Source organism: Zwartia hollandica (genome assembly GCF_019923725.1).
Classification (GTDB): Bacteria; Pseudomonadota; Gammaproteobacteria; order Burkholderiales; family Burkholderiaceae_B; genus Zwartia; species Zwartia hollandica.
Genome location: NZ_JAHXRI010000006.1, coordinates 300,830 through 323,289, shown reverse-complemented (window position 1 = coordinate 323,289; position 22,460 = coordinate 300,830). Strand labels below are relative to the sequence as shown.

Annotated in this window: 19 protein-coding genes; 11 read left to right on the top strand and 8 right to left on the bottom strand. The window is 51.6% G+C overall.

Annotation, left to right across the window (positions count from 1 at the left end; all coding sequences use genetic code 11):
* Window positions 1–27 precede the first annotated feature (27 nt).
* Complete coding sequence (locus KZZ10_RS04835; protein ID WP_259660369.1) at window positions 28–1,197, top strand: methionine aminotransferase; 1,170 nt, start codon at window positions 28–30, stop codon at window positions 1,195–1,197.
* 373 nt (window positions 1,198–1,570) lie between these two features.
* Here KZZ10_RS04835 and mnmE read toward each other — a convergent pair whose 3' ends face one another.
* From mnmE to rpmH, 5 genes are read right to left on the bottom strand one after another with little or no spacing between them, the layout of a single operon-like run.
* Window positions 1,571–2,941, bottom strand: a complete 1,371-nt coding sequence (gene mnmE, locus KZZ10_RS04830; protein WP_259660368.1) for a tRNA uridine-5-carboxymethylaminomethyl(34) synthesis GTPase MnmE — start codon at window positions 2,939–2,941, stop codon at window positions 1,571–1,573.
* Between the two features lie 14 nt (window positions 2,942–2,955).
* Window positions 2,956–4,665: a membrane protein insertase YidC gene (gene yidC, locus KZZ10_RS04825; RefSeq protein WP_259660367.1), complete on the bottom strand. Its 1,710-nt coding sequence runs from the start codon at window positions 4,663–4,665 to the stop codon at window positions 2,956–2,958.
* A 51-nt stretch (window positions 4,666–4,716) separates the two neighbouring features.
* Window positions 4,717–4,995 (bottom strand): membrane protein insertion efficiency factor YidD, encoded by a 279-nt coding sequence (yidD, locus tag KZZ10_RS04820; protein ID WP_259660366.1) that lies wholly within the window; start codon window positions 4,993–4,995, stop codon window positions 4,717–4,719.
* Entirely contained in the window at window positions 4,992–5,378 is a 387-nt protein-coding gene (locus KZZ10_RS04815) for a ribonuclease P protein component (protein WP_259660999.1), read from the bottom strand. Before KZZ10_RS04815 ends, yidD begins: the two co-directional genes overlap by 4 nt.
* A 57-nt stretch (window positions 5,379–5,435) precedes the next feature.
* Window positions 5,436–5,570, bottom strand: a complete 135-nt coding sequence (rpmH, locus tag KZZ10_RS04810; RefSeq protein ID WP_006578231.1) for a 50S ribosomal protein L34 — start codon at window positions 5,568–5,570, stop codon at window positions 5,436–5,438.
* Between the two features lie 178 nt (window positions 5,571–5,748).
* On the opposite strand from rpmH, the gene dnaA reads away from it, so the two are divergent.
* From dnaA to KZZ10_RS04790, 4 genes are read left to right on the top strand one after another with little or no spacing between them, the layout of a single operon-like run.
* Complete coding sequence (gene dnaA / locus KZZ10_RS04805; protein WP_259660365.1) at window positions 5,749–7,164, top strand: chromosomal replication initiator protein DnaA; 1,416 nt, start codon at window positions 5,749–5,751, stop codon at window positions 7,162–7,164.
* 3 nt (window positions 7,165–7,167) lie between these two features.
* Window positions 7,168–8,277 carry a DNA polymerase III subunit beta gene (dnaN, locus tag KZZ10_RS04800; protein WP_259660364.1) on the top strand — a complete coding sequence of 370 codons (1,110 nt, stop codon included), beginning with the start codon at window positions 7,168–7,170 and terminating at the stop codon, window positions 8,275–8,277.
* A 2-nt stretch (window positions 8,278–8,279) separates the two neighbouring features.
* Window positions 8,280–10,745: a DNA topoisomerase (ATP-hydrolyzing) subunit B gene (gene gyrB / locus KZZ10_RS04795; RefSeq protein ID WP_259660363.1), complete on the top strand. Its 2,466-nt coding sequence runs from the start codon at window positions 8,280–8,282 to the stop codon at window positions 10,743–10,745.
* Between the two features lie 9 nt (window positions 10,746–10,754).
* Window positions 10,755–11,906 carry an iron-containing alcohol dehydrogenase gene (locus KZZ10_RS04790; RefSeq protein ID WP_259660362.1) on the top strand — a complete coding sequence of 384 codons (1,152 nt, stop codon included), beginning with the start codon at window positions 10,755–10,757 and terminating at the stop codon, window positions 11,904–11,906.
* 7 nt (window positions 11,907–11,913) lie between these two features.
* On the opposite strand, the gene KZZ10_RS04785 is transcribed toward KZZ10_RS04790, so the two are convergent.
* Complete coding sequence (locus KZZ10_RS04785; protein WP_259660361.1) at window positions 11,914–12,249, bottom strand: DUF1840 domain-containing protein; 336 nt, start codon at window positions 12,247–12,249, stop codon at window positions 11,914–11,916.
* Window positions 12,250–12,334: 85 nt separating this feature from the next.
* Between KZZ10_RS04785 and argS the strand changes: the two genes are divergently transcribed.
* The 3 genes from argS (at window position 12,335) to KZZ10_RS04770 (ending at window position 15,390) form a co-directional block, all read left to right on the top strand.
* Window positions 12,335–14,020, top strand: a complete 1,686-nt coding sequence (argS, locus tag KZZ10_RS04780) for an arginine--tRNA ligase (RefSeq protein ID WP_259660360.1) — start codon at window positions 12,335–12,337, stop codon at window positions 14,018–14,020.
* A gap of 10 nt (window positions 14,021–14,030) precedes the next feature.
* The gene (locus tag KZZ10_RS04775) at window positions 14,031–14,693 is read left to right on the top strand and encodes an SPOR domain-containing protein (protein ID WP_259660359.1); all 663 of its coding nucleotides are present in this window, start codon (window positions 14,031–14,033) and stop codon (window positions 14,691–14,693) included.
* Between the two features lie 64 nt (window positions 14,694–14,757).
* Complete coding sequence (locus KZZ10_RS04770) at window positions 14,758–15,390, top strand: thiol:disulfide interchange protein DsbA/DsbL (RefSeq protein WP_259660358.1); 633 nt, start codon at window positions 14,758–14,760, stop codon at window positions 15,388–15,390.
* Here the strand turns inward: KZZ10_RS04770 and metC are convergent.
* Window positions 15,372–16,559, bottom strand: a complete 1,188-nt coding sequence (gene metC, locus KZZ10_RS04765; protein WP_259660357.1) for a cystathionine beta-lyase — start codon at window positions 16,557–16,559, stop codon at window positions 15,372–15,374. The genes KZZ10_RS04770 and metC overlap by 19 nt on opposite strands.
* 26 nt (window positions 16,560–16,585) lie before the next feature.
* Window positions 16,586–17,641: an MBL fold metallo-hydrolase gene (locus KZZ10_RS04760; RefSeq protein WP_259660356.1), complete on the bottom strand. Its 1,056-nt coding sequence runs from the start codon at window positions 17,639–17,641 to the stop codon at window positions 16,586–16,588.
* Between the two features lie 98 nt (window positions 17,642–17,739).
* On the opposite strand from KZZ10_RS04760, the gene KZZ10_RS04755 reads away from it, so the two are divergent.
* The 3 genes from KZZ10_RS04755 to KZZ10_RS04745 are packed head-to-tail and all read left to right on the top strand — an operon-like array spanning window position 17,740 to window position 22,380.
* Entirely contained in the window at window positions 17,740–19,347 is a 1,608-nt protein-coding gene (locus tag KZZ10_RS04755) for a carboxyl transferase domain-containing protein (RefSeq protein WP_259660355.1), read from the top strand.
* A gap of 20 nt (window positions 19,348–19,367) precedes the next feature.
* Window positions 19,368–21,371, top strand: a complete 2,004-nt coding sequence (locus KZZ10_RS04750) for an acetyl-CoA carboxylase biotin carboxylase subunit (protein WP_259660354.1) — start codon at window positions 19,368–19,370, stop codon at window positions 21,369–21,371.
* Between the two features lie 46 nt (window positions 21,372–21,417).
* On the top strand, window positions 21,418–22,380 hold the full coding sequence (locus KZZ10_RS04745; protein ID WP_259660353.1) for a TAXI family TRAP transporter solute-binding subunit: 963 nt from the start codon (window positions 21,418–21,420) through the stop codon (window positions 22,378–22,380).
* The last annotated feature ends 80 nt before the right edge of the window (window positions 22,381–22,460 follow it).

The window sequence follows — 22,460 nt, the reverse complement described above, 5'->3', positions numbered from 1 at the left end:
ACTCTTCTGTTTCGATCAAATTAAACCATGCAAATCACGTCCAAACTACCTGAAGTCGGCACCACAATATTTACCACCATGAGTAAGATGGCGCTCGACTACAAGGCTATTAATCTCGGACAAGGTTTTCCTGACTTTAATACGGACGAAAAACTACAGGCCTTGGTTAGCAAGGCCATGGCCGATGGTTTTAACCAATACCCAGCCATGGCTGGCGTACCAATTTTGCGAGAAGTCATCCATCAAAAGGTGAAAAACCTTTATGGGCGCTCTTACGATATCGACACCGAAATTACGGTTACAAGCGGTGCCACGCAAGCCATCATGGCTGCTGTATTAGCAAGTGTTGGTGCTGGCGACGAGGTTTTAGTATTAGAGCCTTGCTATGACTGTTATCTACCGGCTATTCGCTTAGCTGGCGCTAAAGCGATTACTGTCCCTATGGTATCGCCAACTAGCAAGAACCCGCACTTCAGTATTGATTGGAATCGTGTTCAAGCAAGCATTACTTCACACACCCGTTTGCTCATCATTAACTCGCCACACAATCCAACTGGTGCCGTTCTTACAGAATCGGATCTTGACGCGTTAGAGCAAGTTGTTAACGATACTCAGATAATGATTTTGTCTGACGAAGTCTACGAACACATTATTTTCGATGGTGTTTCTCATCTTAGCTTGTCCTCTCGGCCAACCTTAGCAGAAAGAGCATTTGTTATTTCGTCTTTTGGTAAAACGACCCATACCACTGGTTGGAAAATTGGATATTGTTGCGCTCCAAAAAACATGACCACAGAGCTGCGTAAAGTCCATCAATTCATGGTGTTTACTGTGCCGTCTGTTTTGCAATACGGCTTAGCTGCTTACACGGCAGATTCAAGTACTTATCTGGCACTTCCAGCTTTTTATCAGCGTAAACGGGATCATCTTGCGACAGGGCTCGCTCAAACACGTTTTAAAGTTCTTCCAAGTCCTGGCACCTTTTTCATGCTTGCTGACTACAGTGCTATATCTGATTCAACAGAGTCAGATTTTGCGATCTGGTTAACTCAAAATCATGGAGTGACTGTCATACCAGTTTCGGCTTTTTATGAAAGTCCGACGGCGCCCTCGTCGAATCATCACATCGTTCGTTTTTGTTTTGCTAAAAAAGACACTACGCTTGATCAAGCAATTGAACGACTAACGAAGATTTGATTTAAGCACGAGAACATTGCAAACAAAACTTTTCTTTTGTACACGCTCTTTTGTTGAGTATCGTTTTTGCCTTTGTTTTTATTTATTTATTTATATATATAACAACTAATGGATAAGATACCTTGTGGATAACTGGAACAACTCGTCAATTCATTTACAAATCATGTGCTTGTAGAAGAAATATCGTGAGGGTAACCTCTGTTTAATGTTGTGCATCAAGATGAGTAAGTTTTTAGACAACGCTAAATGAGCGAGTTGTTCAACCTCTGTGCACAACTTATACACAACGCGTTGCCCGTAGTTATCCCCAGTAAATTATTTTGCTACAAGTTGTAAACACACTCATAAAAACAACAGATATACAAAAACCCATTTACTTGCCAATACAAAAACGAGAAAAGATTTCACCCAATAATTCATCGGGTGTCATACGACCAGTGATACTGCCAAGCTGATCATGTGCTAAGCGTAATTCTTCAGCGAATAAATCCAGAACACGATCATTTTGCTCGGCATGTGCTTGTGCACGACATAAAGAGGCCTGTGCAGCTACCAGAGCATCTATGTGGCGCTGACGAGCAAGCCATGGCGACTCCTGACCTGGTTGCCATCCCGCGATCTCTAATAAACGAGTACGTAACGACTGTAAGCCGTCGCCAGTCTTAGCAGAAATAAAGAGGGCGTCGCGATTGTCACTTAAAGCTTGTCTGTAACCAATATCAACCAAATCACATTTATTAAACACGTGGAGCATCAAGCTGTTGACAGCGCGGTAAGACGATATTTTTTCATCTAAAGGGCTATCGGGTTGTTTAATATCCCGCAAATGCAAGACCACATCGGCGCGTTTGATTTCATCCCAGCTGCGTGCGATGCCAAGTGACTCAATCGTGTCATCAGTGTCGCGCAGACCAGCAGTATCAATAATCGTGATGGGAACTCCGTCTAGGTATATAACTTCAGACACTTTATCGCGAGTGGTACCTGCTATATCTGTGACGATAGCCAAATCTTGTCCCGCAAGCGCATTTAACAAACTAGACTTACCAACATTAGGTTCTCCAGCTAAGACAACATGTAATCCTTCTCGCAACACCATTCCTTGTTGGCTCTGCGCCAAAACATCACTGAGTTCCTTTTGTATGCGAGCGAGTCGTGACCGCGCTTGGAATTTTTCAAGAAATTCGATTTCTTCCTCAGGGAAATCTAACGTCGCCTCAACAAGAGTCCGTAATTCAACAATTTGACTAGTAAGCAGATCAATCTTTCTTGAAAACTCACCTTGATAAGAGGCCATCGCAGCGCGAGCCGCCGCCTCAGAAGAGGCATCGATTAAATCAGCGACCGCTTCAGCTTGGGCCAGATCGATCTTGTCATTTAAAAAAGCACGAAGGGTGAACTCTCCAGGCGTGGCCATGCGCAAACCAAAGGTAGCCCCGGCACTTAAACAGCGCTTCAGAAGGGCTTGCATAACGGCTGGGCCACCGTGACCCTGTAACTCAAGAACATCTTCCCCTGTGTAAGAGTTTGGTGCGGAGAAGAAAATAGCAATGCCTTGGTCTATCGCTGTTCCCTCTGCGTCTGGGAAGGGCCCAAAGCTTGCGTGGCGTGGCTCGAGCGTGCGGCCTAGCAAGGCGTAAACAAAAGGCCCCAATGAGGGGCCTGATACTCTAACTATGCCAATGCCACCCCGACCCGGGGCGGTGGCAATAGCAGCAATGGAGTCGCTAGTAGAGAGACGCATATTTCATGGGACAACTACCGGTGCGCTGCTGCTGCTTGATTTGCAATGGTTTGAGTGATGTACCACTGCTGCGCAATCGACAAAATGTTGTTGACGCACCAATATAAAACTAAGCCTGATGGGAAGAAGAACATCATGCCGCCAAAAACAAGAGGCATAAACATCATGACTTTAGCTTGAACAGGATCTGGCGGTGTTGGATTGAGCTTCATCTGAATGAACATGGTTGCCATCATGATCAAGGGGAGGATGAAATAAGGATCTTGTACTGACAGATCTTCAATCCAGAGAATCCAGGGTGCACCGCGTAATTCAACGCTTGAGCCCAGCACATAGTAGAGAGAAATGAACACTGGAATTTGAATAACGATTGGTAAACAACCGCCTAAGGGATTGATTTTCTCAGTGCGATACATCTCCATCATTGCTGTGTTGAGCTTTTGGCGGTCGTCGCCAAACTTTTCTCTGAGTGCTTGTAGACGCGGTGCGACTAACTTCATCTTCGCCATTGACCGATAACTTGCAGCCGACAGAGGATAGAACGCCGCCTTGATCAAGAACGTCAGGGCGACAATCGTCCAGCCCCAATTGCCAAGCAGGGAGAAGAGCCACGTCATTAACGTAAAGACGGGCTTGGCAATAATGGTTAACAGGCCGTAATCAACCACAAGCTCAAGGCCGGGCGCAACAGCTTCTAGTTCAGACTGGTCTTGTGGGCCCACCCATAATTTGGTTGGCACCGAAACTTGGCTGCCAGGATTGATGCTGCCGACGGGCTCGATACTGCGCACGGCAAAAAGGTTTTTCTCGAGCTCGGTAACTTCGTAACTGCGAGTTTTTCCTTGCGGTGGAATCCACGCGGTCACGAAATAGTGTTGAACCATTGCAAACCAACCATTATCGGCTTGCTTAATGTATTGAGCTTTACGCTTTTCGATTTCGGGGAAGGTGATTTTTTGAAACTTTTCTTGCTCTGAATACACAGCCGGCCCAGTAAAACTAATCGGGCCTTGCAAAAAGCTTGGCGTATTACTTTGACCCATGGGATCAGAGCCATCGCGCGTAATTTGAAGATATACAGAAGGCGTAACAGGCTGCGCAGAGAGGTTTTCAATCTGGTGGTCCACAGCAATCGCGTAACTACCTCGCGTTAACGTAAACGTTTTTGTGAGCTTTACCCCACTCGCCTCAGACTCAAACTTAACAATCAAGGTGTTGCCGTTTAACTCTTTTGCCTCTGTCACTAACTTATAGCTAGCCAAGTGTGTTGGATAGAGCGAGCCTGCTGGCGCACCCGTCAAGCCGGACTGGACAACATAGGTGTGACCAGCGTCGCGGCTCAATAAAACGAAGGGTTGTTTTTTGTCGTCTTTGCCAGGGACTGTGAGTAGCTCGGCACGCACGAGTTGGGCGCCTTGCAAATCAAAGGTAAGCGCTAACACGTCTGACTTAACCGTCACGGTTTGTGCTTGAGCCGGTGTTGGAGAGCTAGTGCCCGGGATCGTTGGTGCAGCGCCGGGTGCGGCGGCTTGAACAGGAGCGCTCGGTACGCCAGCTGGGCTCGTCGTCGCGGCGTCTGAAGGAGTTGCTGTAGCAGTCGGTGCAGCTTTGGGCGGTGGAGCACCAAACAGCGGCGGATTACCTTGATGGACCTGCCAGTTGTTCCACAACATGAGTAGTGAAAACGAAAAAATCATTAAGAGGATGGTGCGTCGGATATCCATTCTTGCCTAAATAAAGGTGCTAACCAGGTGAGGCTCGCAGTTTAGCGTTAATCAGAGAGGCCGAGGGGGTTCGGCCGGCTCGGTTTTTACTGCCGACAGAGCGGTTGCAGAGGATTCAGGACAGACAGGGTCATGCCCACCCTTGGCCCACGGGTGACAACGACACAGTCGCTTTGTTGCTAGGTAAGTGCCACGCAAGGCGCCCTGGGTTTCGATGGCCTCAATTGCGTACGAAGAGCACGTAGGCGTAAAGCGACAGCTTTGGCCAACCCAAGGGCTCAAGAAAAACTTATAAAACCTGATTGGCGCGATTAAAAATTTCTTAATCATTTTTTCGCTCGCGCAAAATGCTGGTCAGCCTCTTGTCTTGCTGCAAGCTTGAGTGCCGTCAAGGAAATGTTTTCAACACGGCGGTGTAACCGCACAACATAATCAGCGGGCGGCAATTTCAGTCGTTGCGCGCGAAACGCTTCCCGTACGACGCGCTTAAGCGCGTTGCGAGTGCTCGCTAACTGCGCATGACGCTTCGCCATGACAAGCCCTAAGCGAGCCTGAGGAGCCGTCGCTGGACTTTGTATGGTGTCCGTCGGGGCGGTATGGTGCGCGGTAACAATGAAATACGCCCCACGAGCCACTCTCCGCCCAGACAGGGCGGCAGCGTATTCAGTGGGGCGGTGCAAGCGCGCCGCCGCGGGAAACGTGGCGCGAGACATTTCAGAGGTAGCGGAGCGCACGGGCAACTACGCCGGCGACAGCCACTACTAACCGTATTAGACGGCCAAACGCTTGCGGCCTTTGGCGCGACGAGCGTTGATGACAGCGCGGCCACCACGGGTTTTCATGCGGACGCGAAAGCCGTGCGTGCGCTTGCGGCGGGTGACTGATGGCTGGTAGGTACGTTTCATGATGTATGGCCCAACAAAGAGCGAAAAAGTTTAGGGTAATCCCGAAAAGCCCTCCATTTCATCAAAAAACGTGAAGTAAGTCAAATGTTTACCGTAAAAATACCCTTGGCCACCCAAATTAGCCTGTGGATAACCTAGGGCCTGACAGGGTAGAATCAGGGTTTACTTAGCGAGTCACATGAACGAGTTCTGGCAGTCCTGCATCGCACACTTAGAGCAGGAATTTCCCCCTCAGCAAATCAGCGCGTGGATACGTCCACTGGTTCCGCTCGCCTTTGATGAAACGGGCTCACAACTTCGACTCGCTGCACCTAATCGCTTTAAGTTAGATTGGGTGCGAAAAAACTTTGCGCATCAAATAGAAAGTTTCGCCACAACTTGGTTTAAAAAACCTATCCACCTACAACTTGAGCTGTCTGCGAGCACCACGGATCGCCCGAAGCCGCTCGCCGTTCAGGCCGCACCAAGCGTGGCGCCCTACGGTGCATCGGTAAGTGAACAATCCTATTCGAACAACGCGTCACAAATTGATAATGGTGGTGAAGCATCGCTCTCTGGGTCTATTGATAATAGATCGAGACTAAACGTCGAGTTAACGTTTGATAATTTCGTAACCGGCAAAGCCAACCAGCTCGCGCGTGCGGCGGCGCTACAGGTTGCAGAGAATCCTGGCATCTCTTACAACCCGCTCTTCTTATACGGCGGCGTAGGACTCGGAAAAACGCACTTGATCCACGCCATCGGCAACGCAATGGTTTCTGCTGGGCGTGGCGTACGCGTGCGCTACGTGCATGCTGATCAATATGTGTCAGATGTTGTGAAGGCTTACCAGCGCAAGGCGTTTGATGACTTTAAACGCTACTACCACTCATTGGACTTGTTGCTCATTGATGATATCCAGTTTTTTTCTGGTAAGAATCGGACCCAGGAAGAGTTCTTTTATGCGTTTGAGGCCATGGTTGCGCAGCGCAAACAAATCATCATCACAAGTGACACCTATCCAAAGGAGCTCGAAGGTATCGATACGCGCCTAATTTCTCGCTTCGACTCCGGACTGACGGTTGCAATTGAGCCACCCGAGCTTGAGATGCGCGTAGCGATCTTGTTGCGCAAAGCCGAACAAGAAGGCCTTGCAATGCCGGAAGAGGTTGCATTTTTTATCGCGAAGCACCTCCGGAGCAATGTTCGTGAACTCGAAGGCGCCTTGAAAAAGGTTGTTGCCTACGCTCGGTTTCATGGACGAGATGTCGCCAATGTCGACACGTGCAAAGACGCATTAAAGGATCTACTTTCGGTATCTAGTGGTCAGGTAACGGTAGAAAACATACAAAAGACCGTTGCTGACTTCTACAAAATTAAGGTCGCTGATATGTATTCCAAACGGCGACCTGCAAACATTGCGATGCCGCGTCAGGTCGCCATGTATCTCGCTAAAGAACTGACGCAAAAAAGCTTGCCTGACATTGGTGACATGTTTGGCGGGCGTGACCACACCACTGTTTTGCACGCGGTACGCAAGATTTCGGACTTGCGCGCCAAACAGGCAGACCTGAACCATACGCTGCATGTGCTTGAACAAACTTTAAAGGGATAATCCATGCAACTTGTACAGACCCCACGCGACGCGCTGCTCAAGCCGCTTTCAACCGTAGCCGGTATCGTCGAGCGTCGGCACACCTTGCCGATTCTCGCCAATATTTTGCTGCGCAAAGAGGCCAACCGCGTTTCTTTCATCGCAACAGACTTAGAAGTTCAAATCACTACGCATGCTGATTTCGGTGTGGGTCCAGAAACCGAGTCCTTGACCGTCGCGGCGCGCAAACTCGTTGATATTTTGCGCGCACTGCCCGACACGGGCGACGTCAAGTTATCGACAGCAAGTGGAAAGCTTGCGGTTCAGTCCGGTAAGAGCCGGTTTTCGCTGCAGACGTTGGCTGCGACAGAGTTTCCCACGATGACGCAGCCAACGCGCTGGGATGTCTCGTTGACCTTAACGCGCAAAACGCTTAAGCACTTGTTCAACATGGCGCACTTCGCCATGGCACAGCAAGACATTCGTTATTACTTGAACGGCATGTTGCTCGTCTTTGAGCCAGGTATGTTGCGCGCGGTGGCAACGGATGGCCACAGGCTCGCGCATAGCTCTACACCGGCGGAGGGCATTAGTGCCAAACATGAAGTCATCGTGCCGCGCAAAACCGTACTGGAAATGCAGCGCCTACTCGACGATAGTGAGGAGTCGGTAACCATCGACGTGGCGCCAGGCCAGATTCGTTTTTCCTTTGGACATGTCGAGCTTGTATCGAAATTAGTCGAAGGGAAGTTCCCAGACTTTAATCGTGTGATCCCAACCAACTACACGCGTCACTTTGATGTGTCGCGCGAAGTTCTTCAAGGTTGTTTACAGCGCGCCGCAATTTTGACAACCGATAAGTTTCGTAGTGTTCGCCTGCAGCTTGCGCAACATGTGTTGAAGATTTCTTCGACCAACGCCGAGCAGGAAGAGGCACAAGAAGAAATTGATATTGATTATGGACACGAGGCTTTAGATGTTGGATTCAACGTCAGCTACTTGCTAGATTTCTTGGCTAACGTCAAAGCTGAAACGATTCGCTGGTCTGTTATGCCAGACGCGAACGCCTCTGCCCTTATTACCTTGCCTGACGACGAATCATTTAAATACGTCGTCATGCCAATGCGGATCTAGACATGTCAGAAAATAAAGAAGTAGTAGGCCAGCACTCACCAGATAACGATGCGTATGGCGCCGACTCTATCAAGATGCTTAAAGGTCTCGAGGCGGTTCGTAAACGCCCCGGGATGTATATCGGCGACACGTCCGACGGAACCGGCCTGCACCATATGGTGTTTGAGGTTGTGGACAATGCTATTGATGAAGCCTTGGCCGGACATTGTGACGACATCGTTGTAACGATTCACGGAGATAACTCTATCTCTGTGACGGACAACGGCCGCGGTATTCCGACGGATATCCACAAAGAGGATGAGTTTGCGCGTAGCGCGGCTGAGATCGTTTTGACGGAGCTCCATGCGGGCGGTAAGTTCGATCAAAACTCCTACAAAGTGTCGGGTGGTTTGCACGGTGTGGGCGTGTCATGTGTGAACGCGTTGTCGTCGTGGTTAAAGTTGACGATCCGTCGCAATGGCCAAGTGCATGAAATGGAGTTTCGCAAGGGTGAGCGCGTTGCACCTTTGGCGGTAACAGGCACAACAGAAAATCGCGGGACTGAAGTCCACTTTTTAGCGGATACCGATATTTTTAATAATGTCGAGTACCACTACGAAATTCTGTCTAAGCGGCTGCGTGAACTTTCGTTCTTGAATAATGGTGTCAAGATTCGCCTGGTGGATCAGCGCCAAGGTAAAGAAGAGAACTTTGCATTCTCTGGTGGCTGTAAGGGTTTTGTCGAATACATTAATCGCAGCAAAACGGTATTGCATCCAAATGTTTTTTCAGTCAGCACAGAATCAAACGCAGGTGGCACTTTGGTTGGTGTTGATGTCGCGATGCAGTGGAATGACGGCTACAACGAACAAGTACTTTGCTTCACCAATAACATTCCACAACGTGATGGCGGCACGCACCTGACGGGTTTGCGCGCAGCAATGACCCGTATTCTGAATAAGTACATTGGCGACAACGAGATGGCCAAGAAGGCCAAGGTTGAAACCACGGGTGATGATATGCGCGAGGGGTTGACGTGCGTGTTGTCGGTGAAAGTGCCTGAGCCGAAGTTCAGCAGTCAGACAAAAGACAAGTTGGTGTCGAGCGAAGTACGTCCTGCGGTGGAAGAAGCTGTCGCACGTACGCTTGAAACGTGGTTGTTAGAAAACCCGATTGATGCGAAGGCATTGTGCGCTAAGGTTGTTGAGGCCGCGCGTGCACGGGAAGCTGCGCGTAAGGCGCGCGAGATGACCCGACGCAAGAGCGTGCTAGAGGGCGCAGGACTGCCAGGCAAGCTTGCAGACTGCCAAGAGAAAGACCCTGCACTGTGTGAGCTCTACATCGTCGAGGGCGACTCTGCAGGTGGCTCGGCTAAGCAAGGACGGGACCGCAAGTTTCAGGCGATCTTGCCTTTGCGCGGTAAGGTACTGAACGTTGAAAAAGCGCGGTTCGATAAGTTGATTTCGAGCGAGCAAATTACAACGCTTATCACTGCTCTCGGAACGAGTATCGGACCCGACTTTAACGTTGAGAAGCTTCGCTATCACCGAATCATCATCATGACCGATGCTGACGTTGATGGTGCGCACATTCGGACACTCTTGTTGACGCTGCTGTATCGACAAATGCCAGAACTTGTCCAGCGGGGTTACATCTATATTGCTCAGCCACCACTTTATAAGGTGAAGGCAGGTAAAGATGAGCGTTATCTGAAAGATGAAGTGGAAGAGTCTAGTTACATGTTGCAGCTCTCGCTTAAAGAGGCATCGCTTGTCCCTCAGGCGGGTGCAGCAGCGATTGCCGGTGATGCGTTGGCTGAGTTGGCGAAGCAGTATGTGATGGCGGGCGGTGTAATTGCTCGCCTTGGTCGCTTCATGGATGAGCGCACGTTGTCCGCCATTGTGGGTGGCGCAACGGTTGAACTCGATACGCAAGAACAAGCTGAAGCGTCGGCCAAACGCCTGCATGCTGGCCTACAAGATCCTTTGTTGCCACACCAAGTCGATGTGGTGGCGGAGTTTCACCAGAGCGCTGAAAAATATCGTCTGATCGTGCGTCGTAAACATCATGGCAACGTGCGTGTCACGGTGCTTGATCATGACTTCGTGCGTGGCGCGGACTACGCGATCTTGGCGCGAGCTGCTGCAACATTCCAGGGTCTTATTGGAAAAGGAGCAATGGTCGCACGGGGTGAAGGCGAGAAACGTAAAGAAATGATGGTTGCTGATTTCCGCGAGGCGATGCAATGGCTGCGCGCTGAGGCGGAGCGTAACGTCACGAAGCAACGCTACAAAGGCTTGGGTGAGATGAATCCCGCACAGTTGTGGGAGACGACGATGGACCCAACGGTACGTCGCTTGTTGCGGGTACAGATTGAAGACGCGATTGCCGCCGATGAAATCTTTACAACGCTGATGGGTGATAACGTTGAGCCGCGCCGTGCCTTTATCGAAACCCATGCGTTGCAAGCCGCCAATCTGGACGTTTAATTCAAGCAAATGATCACTAGCTTTTTTTGTCCGACGACGATTTATATGGGCGAAGGCTCATATAAGAAAATTGCTGAAGTGATTACCAAGCTCGCATGCCAGCGCATTTTTATTGCGCTGGATGCAGCTTTGCTAAAAAGTGAGTTCTACGCTGGCATCGCAAACCTCTTGCAGGAGGCGAACGTATCGACGGCATTATTCACTGAGATCGAGCCTGATCCGAGTGCACACACTGTTGAGAAAGCTTTTGCGGTTTGTCACGCGCACAAGGCGACCGTTATCCTGGCAATCGGTGGTGGCAGCACCATCGATGTGGCTAAAGCTGTTGGTATCCTCGCCACAAATGGCGGGCGAATTCATGATTACGAGGGAATTGAAAAGTTCTCGATTCCTGGCCTTCCTTTGATCGCGATCCCGACTACAGCGGGAACGGGCTCAGAGGTTTCAGGTTCTTGTGTCATTACGGACACTGAGAAAAACCTCAAAATGTCGATTCGTCATGCGTCGCTAAACCCAGCGCCGTTTGCGATTCTTGATCCTCTGGCCTTGCGGACGGTGCCTGCACACGTTGCAGCACATTCGGGCATTGACGCCTTTGTGCATGCGTTTGAGTCGTATATTTCGCTCGGATCGAATCTCATGACCGATGCAATTAATTTGCAAGCGATGGCCTTGTTAGCAGGAAATATCCGACAGTTCGTGGCGAACCGGCAAAATACCACTGCCGCAATGAATATGTTGTGCGGCTCCGCGTTGGCCGGAATTACATTTGGGCAGACGGGCTTGGGTAATGTCCACTGCATGGCGCGCTTCGTTGGGGCTGAGTTCCACTTATCGCATGGACTGTCTAACGCCGTGTGTTTGCCACACGTTGCAAAGTTCAATTTGCTGGCGGTCCCAGAAAAATTTGCGCAGGTCGCGCAAGTGATGGGCTGCCCGGTGCTGGGCCTGCCTACGCTGCAGGCGGCACAGGCGGCTGTGGAAGCAATAACGGTTTTGTGCTCAGACTTGTCGATACCTGCTCGCCTGCGCGATGTGGGTGCTAAGCAAGAGTATTTTGATGATATGGCAGCCGCCTGTTTTGCAGCGAACTACAACCGTTGGAATCCAAGACATACAACGGTTGCTGACTTCAGATTGCTCTTTGATCAGGCTTACTGACCTCAAGCTACCAAGCAGAACCAGCTTCCCATAGCACGGGAACCTTTTTTTGCTGTGCACGTCGAAATAAATCAAGCAAGGTGAAGGATCGTTGGCGCAAACTAACGGCTTGGGCCAGCGGATGAAGCGGCTCATCCGGATCTTCGTCAACAGTTACCGATTTTTCCTGAGCGATGGCTGCCTCTAGGAGCGTGATGGCCTCATCAAGCTGTTCAGGCATCCACACACCACGACTTTCAAGCTCAGGACCAGTGAGCTTGCCGACGATTTTCAAAACTGGTTTGGCATGCTGGGACAGCATCAGGACATCGGCACCAGCTTTGCTGCTAAAGGTAACAAGCATAGCGACTCCTTTATTAAGTGTTGAGTCAATGTAATACATAATTCAGGCTATGATTTGAGGCTTCAACCTGTCGTCTTTTACGCCCATGCTCCTCGAGCAACAAAACACTCTCATTTCTTGCCTGAAAAAGGCTGTAGCCGGCGTTCTGCCTGAGGCAGAACCAACGATAGTCCTTGAGCGGCCGAAAGTCGCTGCCCACGGAGACCTGGCCACCAACATTGCGATGCAACTCGCCAAACCAGCAAAACGCAACCCGCGCGAATTAGCGCAGGCCATCGTTGATGCGCTGATGGGCGATCCCAACGCAACAGCCATTATTGCGCAAGCCGAGCTAGCGGGCCCAGGGTTTATTAACTTCAGACTGACCCATGCCGCACGCAGCGCTGTATTGCCGCTGATCGCGCAGCTTGGCGATGCGTATGGCCGCGCACCACGCAAAGAGCAAAAAGTGTTGGTTGAGTTCGTGTCCGCGAATCCGACGGGCCCATTGCATGTTGGCCATGCGCGCCAAGCTGCGTTAGGCGATGCTCTTTGCCGTCTGTTTGACGCAAGTGGTTTTGACGTGAGCCGCGAGTTTTATTACAACGATGCGGGCAATCAGATCCAGAATCTTGCCATCAGCGTGCAGGCACGCGCACAAGGTGTCAGCACAGACTCGCCTGGCTATCCCGCAGATGGCTACAAGGGTGAGTACATCGCTGACATCGCGAAAGAATTTGCCGCGAAGGCGAGTGCGAACGCGAGTGATGGCGAGCCGGTGCTCGCCAATGGCAATCTTGACGATTTGGATAACATTCGTCGCTTTGCCGTTACGTATTTACGGCATGAACAAGACTTAGATTTACAGGCATTTGGTTTGGCGTTTGATCGTTACTATCTCGAGAGTTCGCTCTATACCTCGGGACGCGTAGAAAACACCGTGAATCAATTGGTTGCTAGTGGCCACACCTATGAAAGCGAGGGTGCATTGTGGCTGCGCACCACCGAGCTAGGAACCGGTGACGATAAAGACCGCGTCATGCGGAAGTCTGAAGGTGGTTACACGTATTTTGTTCCAGATGTGGCGTATCACGTTACAAAATGGGAGCGTGGCTTTACACGCGCAATCAACATTCAAGGTAGTGATCATCACGGCACCATTGCGCGGGTGCGCGCGGGGTTACAAGCGTTAAGTCTAGGCATTCCTGCTGATTATCCAGCGTATGTCTTACACAAGATGGTGAAGGTCATCCGTGGCGGCGAAGAGGTCAAGATCTCTAAGCGCGCGGGCAGCTATGTGACGATGCGTGATTTGATCGAATGGGTGGGCCGTGATGCGGTGCGATTCTTTTTGATACAGCGCCGTGCCGATACCGAGTTTGTTTTTGATGTTGATTTAGCGAGATCGCAAAGCGAAGAGAACCCTGTCTACTATATTCAGTACGCGCACGCGCGCATTTGTTCAATGCTGTCGCAAGCTGGTTTGTCCGTAGCACAGCTACATGCGGCATCCGTTGATCTGTTGCAGGCACCGTCAGAGCTTGCGCTGATGCAGCGTCTAGCTGAGTTTCCGGCGTTGGTGTCGCAGGCGGCGCTCGAGTTGTCGCCGCACTTGGTGGCGTTTTGGCTAAGAGACTGTGCTGCGGATTTTCACGGTTGGTATAACGCTGAGCGAGTGCTGGTTGACGACGTTGCGCTCAAGCACGCACGGTTGCGTTTGGCGGATGCAACGCGCCAAGTGATTGCAAATGGTTTAGAGTTGTTGGGCGTATCTGCACCTGAGAGGATGTAAGAGACACAACATGGCAAAACATAAGTCGTCTGGTGGAAGTACGTTATATGGCCTGCTGGCGGGCTTAGTCATCGGCTTGATGGTTGCCGCCGGTGTTGCCTATTACGTTGTTAAAGCGCCTATGCCCTTTTATGACAAGGCTAGCCGCACGCCTGATGCGCCAGGTGCACCGGATCCGCGTCAAGCGCCAGATCCGAACGCGGGAATGGGAGGTCGTGATAGAGGTACTTCTTCGGCCGCCACGGAGCCGCTTGCCCCGGTAGCCGGTACGATGCCTTCAACGAGCGCGCCGGCACCAACTGGTGGCGATGCACTAGGTTCTTTGATTGCTACCTTGACGCCGACAGCGCCAGCCGCAAGCGGAGGGGCAAACGTGAATCCACGTCCGAAGGCCGAACCGTTGCCGCCGCCGCCGAGTCAGTCACAAACGGCGGCTGCAACCGGCGGGCCTTATTTCTTGCAGGTTGGCTCGTTTCGCGTCCTTGAAGATGCCGAGTCCTTGCGAGCGAGAATCTTGTTGTTGGGCATGCCAGTAGAAATCCAACGTGCCGAGGTGAACGGGTTGCAAGTGAACCGTGTCCGTGTTGGCCCTTTTGCGCGGATTGATGACATGAATCAAATTCGTACAAAGTTGGGCCAGGAAAAAATTCCAACAGCAGTAGTCCGACAGTAGTAGAGGCGAGCGGGTGTGCGATGCGGCCTGCTTGGCGCTAGAACCTTTTAAGGATCATTCAGATATGAAACTTTTTTCAAAAGCACTACTTGCGATGGCAAGCCTGATGTTGCTGTCGTTCACCGCTGCGAGTCACGCGCAAAGCGCCGCGCCGGCTAAATCTAAGTATCTTGAGTTGAGTCCGGCGCAACCAACCGAACCCGGAAAAATTGAAGTCCAAGAGTTTTTCTCATATGCGTGTTCACATTGCGCCGTCATTGAACCGATGTTGCAAAAATGGATGAAGACGGTACCCGCAGATGTTGTTGTTAAACATGTACCTGTGGCATTTAACGCGAGCATGAAGCCCTTGCAGCGCTTGTACTATACGCTTGAGGCGATGGATCGTCTCGACTTGCACATGAAAGTATTTGATGCGATTCATGAACAGAAAAAGCGGCTGTTCACAAAAGCAGAGATCACAACTTGGATTGCTTCGCAGGGCGTTGATCGTGCAAAATTTGAGGCGGCGTTTGAGTCCTTTGGCGTGTCGTCCAAAGCGGGCCGTGCTGATCAGCTAGTCACAGCCTACCGTGTGCAAGGTACACCGACTATGTCGGTGGCGGGTCGTTTTGTGACCTCGCCCTCGGAGGCCGGTGGTTACCAAGAAACCATCGATGTTGCGAACAGCTTGATTACTCAGGTGCGTGGCAAGTAGTTGGCGGCCTGCTTGAGGTCGTCGATTAAGTCGTCGATGTCCTCAAGTCCGATATGAAAGCGCAGCAAGGCATTCGGACTGTGCTTCCAATAAGTGTGCGCGGCGAGTGTGCCTGGATCGACCCATTGCACCAGGCTTTCGTAGCCTCCCCAAGAAAATCCAATTCCAAACAGCGTTAGTGCATCGACGTAAGCCTTTGCTGCGTCCGGTGAGCACTTGAGCTCAACGGACAACATCCCATTGGCGCCAGTACAGTCTCGTTGCCATAGCGCATAGCCTGCGTCTTTATGCCAGGCAGGATTAAAGATCTTGGCGACGTAAGGCTGCGCATCAAAAAACGCACAAACTTTCAAGGCGTTAATCGCGTGTTGCGGCATACGCACAGCCATGGTTTTTACACCCCGCAAGGCGAGCCAGGCATCATCCGCACTAATGGAGTTACCCATGGCATATTGGGCCGAATGTAGCCGTGCAGCAACGGACTCGTCTTTGGCGACAACAGCGCCGAGCATCACATCGGAGTGCCCAGCAACGTATTTTGTGCCAGCCACGACAGAGATATCAGCGCCCAAGGCCAAGGGGCGATAGATGTATCCAGAACCCCAGGTGTTATCTGTTGCGAGCAAGACACCATGTCGTTTTGCGACGGCAGCCATCGCGGGAAGGTCGAGCATTTCAAACAGGAGTGAACCTGGCGACTCGACATAAATCATTTTTGTTTCTGGCGTAATGAGCGCGTCAAGATCGTCTTGTGCCGCGAAGTATGTGACAGAAATTCCCAGGCCTTTGAGTAAGGCGCGGTCCAAGTTACGGACGGGGCCGTAGACGCCGTCGCAGACAAGCACATGGTCACCGGTTTTTAGAATACCCAAGAAAGCAATGTTGATTGCTGCCATCCCTGAGGGCGCGAGCACGCAGTAGGTGCCGCCTTCGAGTTGCATGAAGACTTCTTCGAGTGCACGGTGTGTGTCCATGCCAGAACGACCGTAGCTGATCGCGCGCTCACCTGCAGCACGTTTGGCAAAGACTCGTTCGAGTGCGGCGAGATTTTCAAAGCGGACTGTGCTGGTTCGCATCGAAGGAAGATTAACGGGTGCTGTGCCGGTTTCGGGATCAAACGGAGCACTGCCGATATGAAGCAGTTTAGTATCGAGATGATGCGTAGTCACGACGCGTCCTTTTAAACAGGGGTGGGCTAGATTTTCTTGAAACGAATTATGCCGTCCGCATCTAGCGAACGCGAAAGTTTTTCTTCAAAGTACAGCGCGTGCAAGTGTGCAAGGGCTTCGCCCATTGCAAACGTAGTTTGGTGTAAGTCGAGCTTACGTTTAAACATTACTGGCAGAATGTCAGTGGTTGACTGAGGTGTGGCACAGGCAGCGAGCACCTCGTCTAATCGCTCGGCGTGGTGGGCATGTTGTTGCGCGATACGCTCGTGTAGACCTGTAAAAGGTTTGCCATGCGAAGGCAGCACAAGAGTGTCCGCGGGCAGATGATTAAAGGCATTCAGTGAATTTAAATAAAGTGGCAAGGGATTGCTCAGTGGCTCATAGTCGAACACGCTTATATTGGTTGAGATCCGCGGCAAAACCATATCACCTGAAATCAAAACATTCAGGTCTGCGCAGTAGAGCGCTATATGTTCAGGAGCGTGGCCATAGCCGACAATGCCTTCCCACACATGACCATTGATCTTGAGTTTGCTGCCGTGAAGTAGGCGGACATAGGACGCAGGCATGCTTGGAACAAGACTCGGATAGTAGCTAGCGCGCTCACGCACTTGCTCCAAGGCGTCTGGATCGACCATGCCATGACGCCCAAGGTGACGCGCTGCGCTTTCACCACCGGAGGCGCCACCTTTGCTTACAGTCCAGAGCTTGGCGGTCATGTAGTCGGTCATGCTCATGAATAGTGGTGCATCCCATTGTTCGCAGAGCCAGCTGGCCAAACCTACATGATCCGGATGCATATGCGTAACGATGACCCGCAAGACAGGTAGCCCTTCTAATTGCGTTTTGAACAGCTTTGCCCATAGCGTCTTGACTTCGTCACGGCTTATGCCGCAGTCGACGATGGTCCAGCCTTGTTTGCCGTCGATGTAATCGCGCAGCAGCCATAAATTAATGTGATCCAGTGCAAAAGGCAGGGGCATACGTATCCAGCGTAAGCCTGGCGCAAGCTCCATCGTCGAGCCGGGTTTAGGCAGGGCATCGCCGAAGGGATACTGCAGTTGATGTTCAAGGGGGTTCATATAGCGAGAGTCTCCGGACTTTTACGTCTTATAACGGGCATCATAAGTTACATTGACTTAAACTGTCATGCGCCAACACAACCGAATAAAGGCAGTGTATGCCCATCATTGAATCGCAAGTTAACACCCGTTCCCCCGCCTTTGCTGAAAACGCAGCCGCGATGCAGGAAAAAGTTAAAAGCCTGCAAATACTTCTTCAACAAACAGCACTTGGCGGAAGTGAAGCGGCACGGCAAAAGCATATCGCGCGCGGCAAGCTGTTGCCACGCGAGCGTGTTGAAAAGCTGCTTGATCCAGGTACGCCGTTTTTGGAGTTATCGGGCCTTGCCGCGCACGGCATGTATAACGGGGATGCGCCAGCGGCGGGCATTATCACGGGGATAGGTCGCGTATCGGGCACCGAGTGTGTGATTGTGTGTAACGATGCAACGGTTAAGGGCGGCACTTACTATCCGCTCACGGTTAAAAAGCACTTGCGTGCGCAAGAAATCGCGCTACAGAATAATTTACCGTGTATTTATCTTGTGGACTCTGGCGGCGCGAATCTGCCGCAACAGGAAGATGTTTTTCCAGATCGAGATCACTTCGGTCGCATCTTCTATAACCAGGCAAATATGTCCGCGCAGGGCATTGCACAAATCGCTGTGGTGATGGGCTCCTGTACCGCGGGCGGAGCATACGTTCCCGCGATGAGCGATGAGTCCATCATTGTGCGTAATCAAGGAACGATTTTTCTCGGTGGCCCACCGTTGGTCAAGGCGGCGACGGGCGAGGAAGTCAGTGCTGAAGATTTAGGCGGCGGTGATGTACATACCCGCCTGTCTGGCGTTGCAGATCATCTTGCCGCAGATGATCATCATGCACTGCAGCTTGCGCGTGATGCAGTCAAAAACCTTAACCGCAAAAAGGCGATTGATCAGGTCGTGTTGCCGGCTAAGCCCCCGCGCTACGATCCGACTGAAATTGATGGCATCGTGCCGCTCGATACGCGCAAGCCCTATGATGTGCGCGAAATAATTGCGCGTATCGTGGATGACTCAGCGTTTGATGAGTTTAAAGCGCGGTTTGGCACAACACTTGTGACGGGATTTGCGCATATTCATGGCATGCCTGTTGGCATTGTGGCCAATAATGGGATTCTGTTTTCAGAGTCTGCACAAAAGGGTGCGCACTTCATTGAGTTGTGTGCACAGCGCAAGATCCCACTCGTGTTCTTGCAAAATATTACTGGGTTTATGGTGGGCCGCAAGTACGAGAACGAGGGCATTGCGCGCCACGGCGCGAAAATGGTGACTGCTGTCGCGACTGCGGCCGTACCTAAATTTACGGTCATTATTGGTGGCTCGTTTGGCGCAGGAAACTACGGCATGTGTGGCCGTGCATTCTCTCCGCGCTTATTGGTGATGTGGCCTAATGCACGTATCTCTGTGATGGGTGGTGAGCAGGCGGCGAGCGTTCTTGCGACCGTGCGACGCGAGGGCATGGAGGCTAAGGGTGAGGCGTGGAGTGCTGAGCAGGAAGCTGCATTTAAAGCGCCTATCCGCGAGCAGTATGAGCGTGAAGGCCATCCCTATTATGCAAGCGCACGATTGTGGGACGACGGTGTGATTGCCCCGTCTGATACCCGCCGTGTCTTAGCGCTGGGCTTGTCAGCTGCGATGAATGCCCCCATTCCCGAGACACGCTTCGGCGTGTTTCGCATGTAATACCTCCATAAGGAATCAAAGTGTTTACTACTTTATTGATTGCGAACCGAGGTGAAATAGCGTGCCGTGTTGCGGCGACTGCACGTCGCCTTGGGATTAAAACCATCGCTGTGTATTCCGATGCAGACGCTGAATCAAAACACGTGGCCGCATGCGATATTTCAGTTCGCTTAGGGCCGGCGCCTGCAAGCGAAAGTTATCTAAAGGCCGATGATATTTTGCGAGTGGCGCTCGCGCATGGTGCGCAGGCGATTCATCCTGGGTATGGGTTCTTGTCTGAGAACGAAGCCTTTGCTCACGCATGCGCTAAGGCAGGTATTTGTTTTGTCGGCCCACCCGCGTCAGCGATCGCCGCTATGGGTAGCAAATCTGCCGCAAAGACCTTGATGGAGAAGGCAGGCGTGCCTCTTGTTCCGGGGTATCACGGTGACGAACAGGCGCCCGAATTTTTGCAACAGCAAGCCGATACGATGGGCTACCCAGTTTTGATTAAAGCGAGTGCGGGTGGTGGTGGCAAAGGAATGCGAATCGTCACGCAAGCCAAAGATTTCATTGCGGCACTGGCCTCTTGCAAACGAGAGGCCGCCGCAAGCTTTGGGGACGATAAGGTTTTGATTGAGCGTTATTTACAAAAACCGCGTCATATTGAAATTCAAGTTTTTTCTGACACGCATAAGCAACATGTATATTTATTTGAGCGCGATTGTTCGGTGCAGCGGCGCCATCAAAAGGTAATCGAAGAGGCGCCTGCTCCGGGCATGACCGAGGCGCGTCGGCAAGAGATGGGTGAGGCAGCAATTGCCGCAGCGCGCGCCGTGAATTACGTTGGTGCCGGCACCGTAGAGTTTATTGCCGAACCCGATGGGCGATTTTATTTTATGGAAATGAATACCCGCCTACAGGTTGAGCATCCAGTCACGGAAATGATTACGGGGATGGATTTGGTTGAATGGCAGTTGCGCGTGGCAGCAGGTGAGCGTCTGCCAAAGACGCAAGATGAGCTTCAACGATGTGGGCACGCAATTGAAGCGCGCATCTATGCCGAAAATGGGGATAAAGACTTTTTGCCATCTATCGGTCGTTTAGTGCATTTGGAATTTCCAGATCACGAAGCCTTTATCAACGCGGATGTTCGGGTAGACGGTGGCGTGCGCGCGGGCGATACGATCTCCCCCTATTACGACCCGATGATCGCCAAGCTGATTGTTCGCGGTGCAAATCGAGACCAGGCGCGTGCACGTATGTTGCGCGCGCTCGCGGCAACACAAATAGTGGGCGTGCATACGAACGTTGCGTTCTTGAGTCGCTTGATGGCGGACGAGGCATTTGGCGAGGCCGACCTAGACACAGGCCTCATTGAACGACGACGAGAGACTTTGTTGCCGGCACCGATTCCTGCGACGCGAGAAGCATTGCTGCTGGCTTGCGCAGCGGTGCTTGAACAAGAAAAGGCAGTAAGTGCGCTGACGACCGATCCGTGGGCTGAACGTTGTGGCTGGCGTGTGGATGGAAGTTATCGACGCATGTTGAGCTTTCAAGACAGCGAGAGCGCACAAGAGGTGTTGATCGATATGGCTGATGGCATGACGTCGTTGACCGTCGGTGCGGAGCGCGTAGCCGTTGAGATATCGTCGCAGACAAACGGAGTAGATAGCGTGCTTCACGTAGCGCTCTTAACGCGCAGCAGCCGTGTATCAGGAACGGTTGTTCGCCAAGGGGACCGTTTTGATGTCTTTGTATCGGGCAAGTGTGAGACGGTTACCTTGAAAGATCCGCTTGCGAGTGCGGGTCAGGCGGAGGCCGATCACGCGGGTAGCTTGACTGCACCAATGCCCGGAAAAATCATTGCGATTGAGGTGAAGGCGGGTGAAAAAGTGAAACGCGGCCAAGCGCTGCTTGTGATGGAAGCCATGAAAATGGAGCACACCATCAACGCGGGCGTTGATGGTGTCGTCGAAAATGTTTATTTTGGTGTGGGTGAGCAGGTTGCTGAAGGTGCAGTATTAATCAGCCTGGAGCAGTAAGGAATTTTTATGTCACAATTAGACGTCTTTAACGAGGAGTTTTCCCATGTCACTTAAATCCTGGATCAAAGTTTTAAGCACGGCTGCTGTCATGGCCGCCGTTGCGGTGCCTGTGCAGGCACAACAGTTCTTCCGTATCGGCACGGGTGGAACTGGCGGTACCTATTACCCAGTTGGCGGCATGATCGGCAACTTAGTCACACAGCCCGGAAAGCTCGTTGCTTCGGCTGTCGCGACAAATGGTTCGGTTGCAAACGTAAACGGCATCGTGGGCGGCTCCCTTGAGTCTGGTTTTAGTCAGTCGGACGTTGCTTTCTGGGCGTTTAGCGGCACGGGAACTTTTGAAGGTAAGCCGAAAGCAGCAGACTTGCGTTTGATCGCAACGCTGTATCCTGAAAGCATTCATCTCGTTGTTAAAAAGGGCTCGGGCATTAAGTCAGTCGCCGACCTGCGCGGCAAGCGCGTTTCGATGGATGAGCCTGGCTCAGGTACGCTAGTAGATGTCCGTTTGATTATGGGCGCCTACGGTATGACAGACAAAGACGTGAAGGCGGAATACCTCAAGCACAGCCAAGCCGGTGAAAAAATGAAAGACGGCGGCTTGGATGCTTTCTTTGTCGTGGGTGGCGCACCAATTGCCGCAATTGCGGAGTTGGCCACAGGTGCGGGCGGTATTGAGCTGGTGCCGATTGTCGGACCCGAGATTGACAAGCTTCGTGGTCAGCAGCGCTTCTTCACGCCAGACACTATCGCGGCCGGAACCTACCAGGGAATCGGCGAGGTCAAAACGATCTCGGTGAACGCTCAGTGGGTGACATCAGCAAAGCAACCAGAGTCAGTTGTTTATCAAATCGTGAAGGCTGTTTACTCTGACGCGGCACAGAAAGCGCTTGCTGCTGGCCATGCAAAGGGTAAATTCATTACACCAGCAAATGCAGTTGTTGGCGCAGGAATTCCCTTCCACCCAGGCGCTGAAAAGTTTTACAAAGAAGCTGGTTTGTTGAAGTAATTTAACGCAGCGCGAGAATCTTCACGTGCTGAAACGACGCAGTAATTAGTGCATGAGGGCGGTGAACGCGCAAGCGCTGC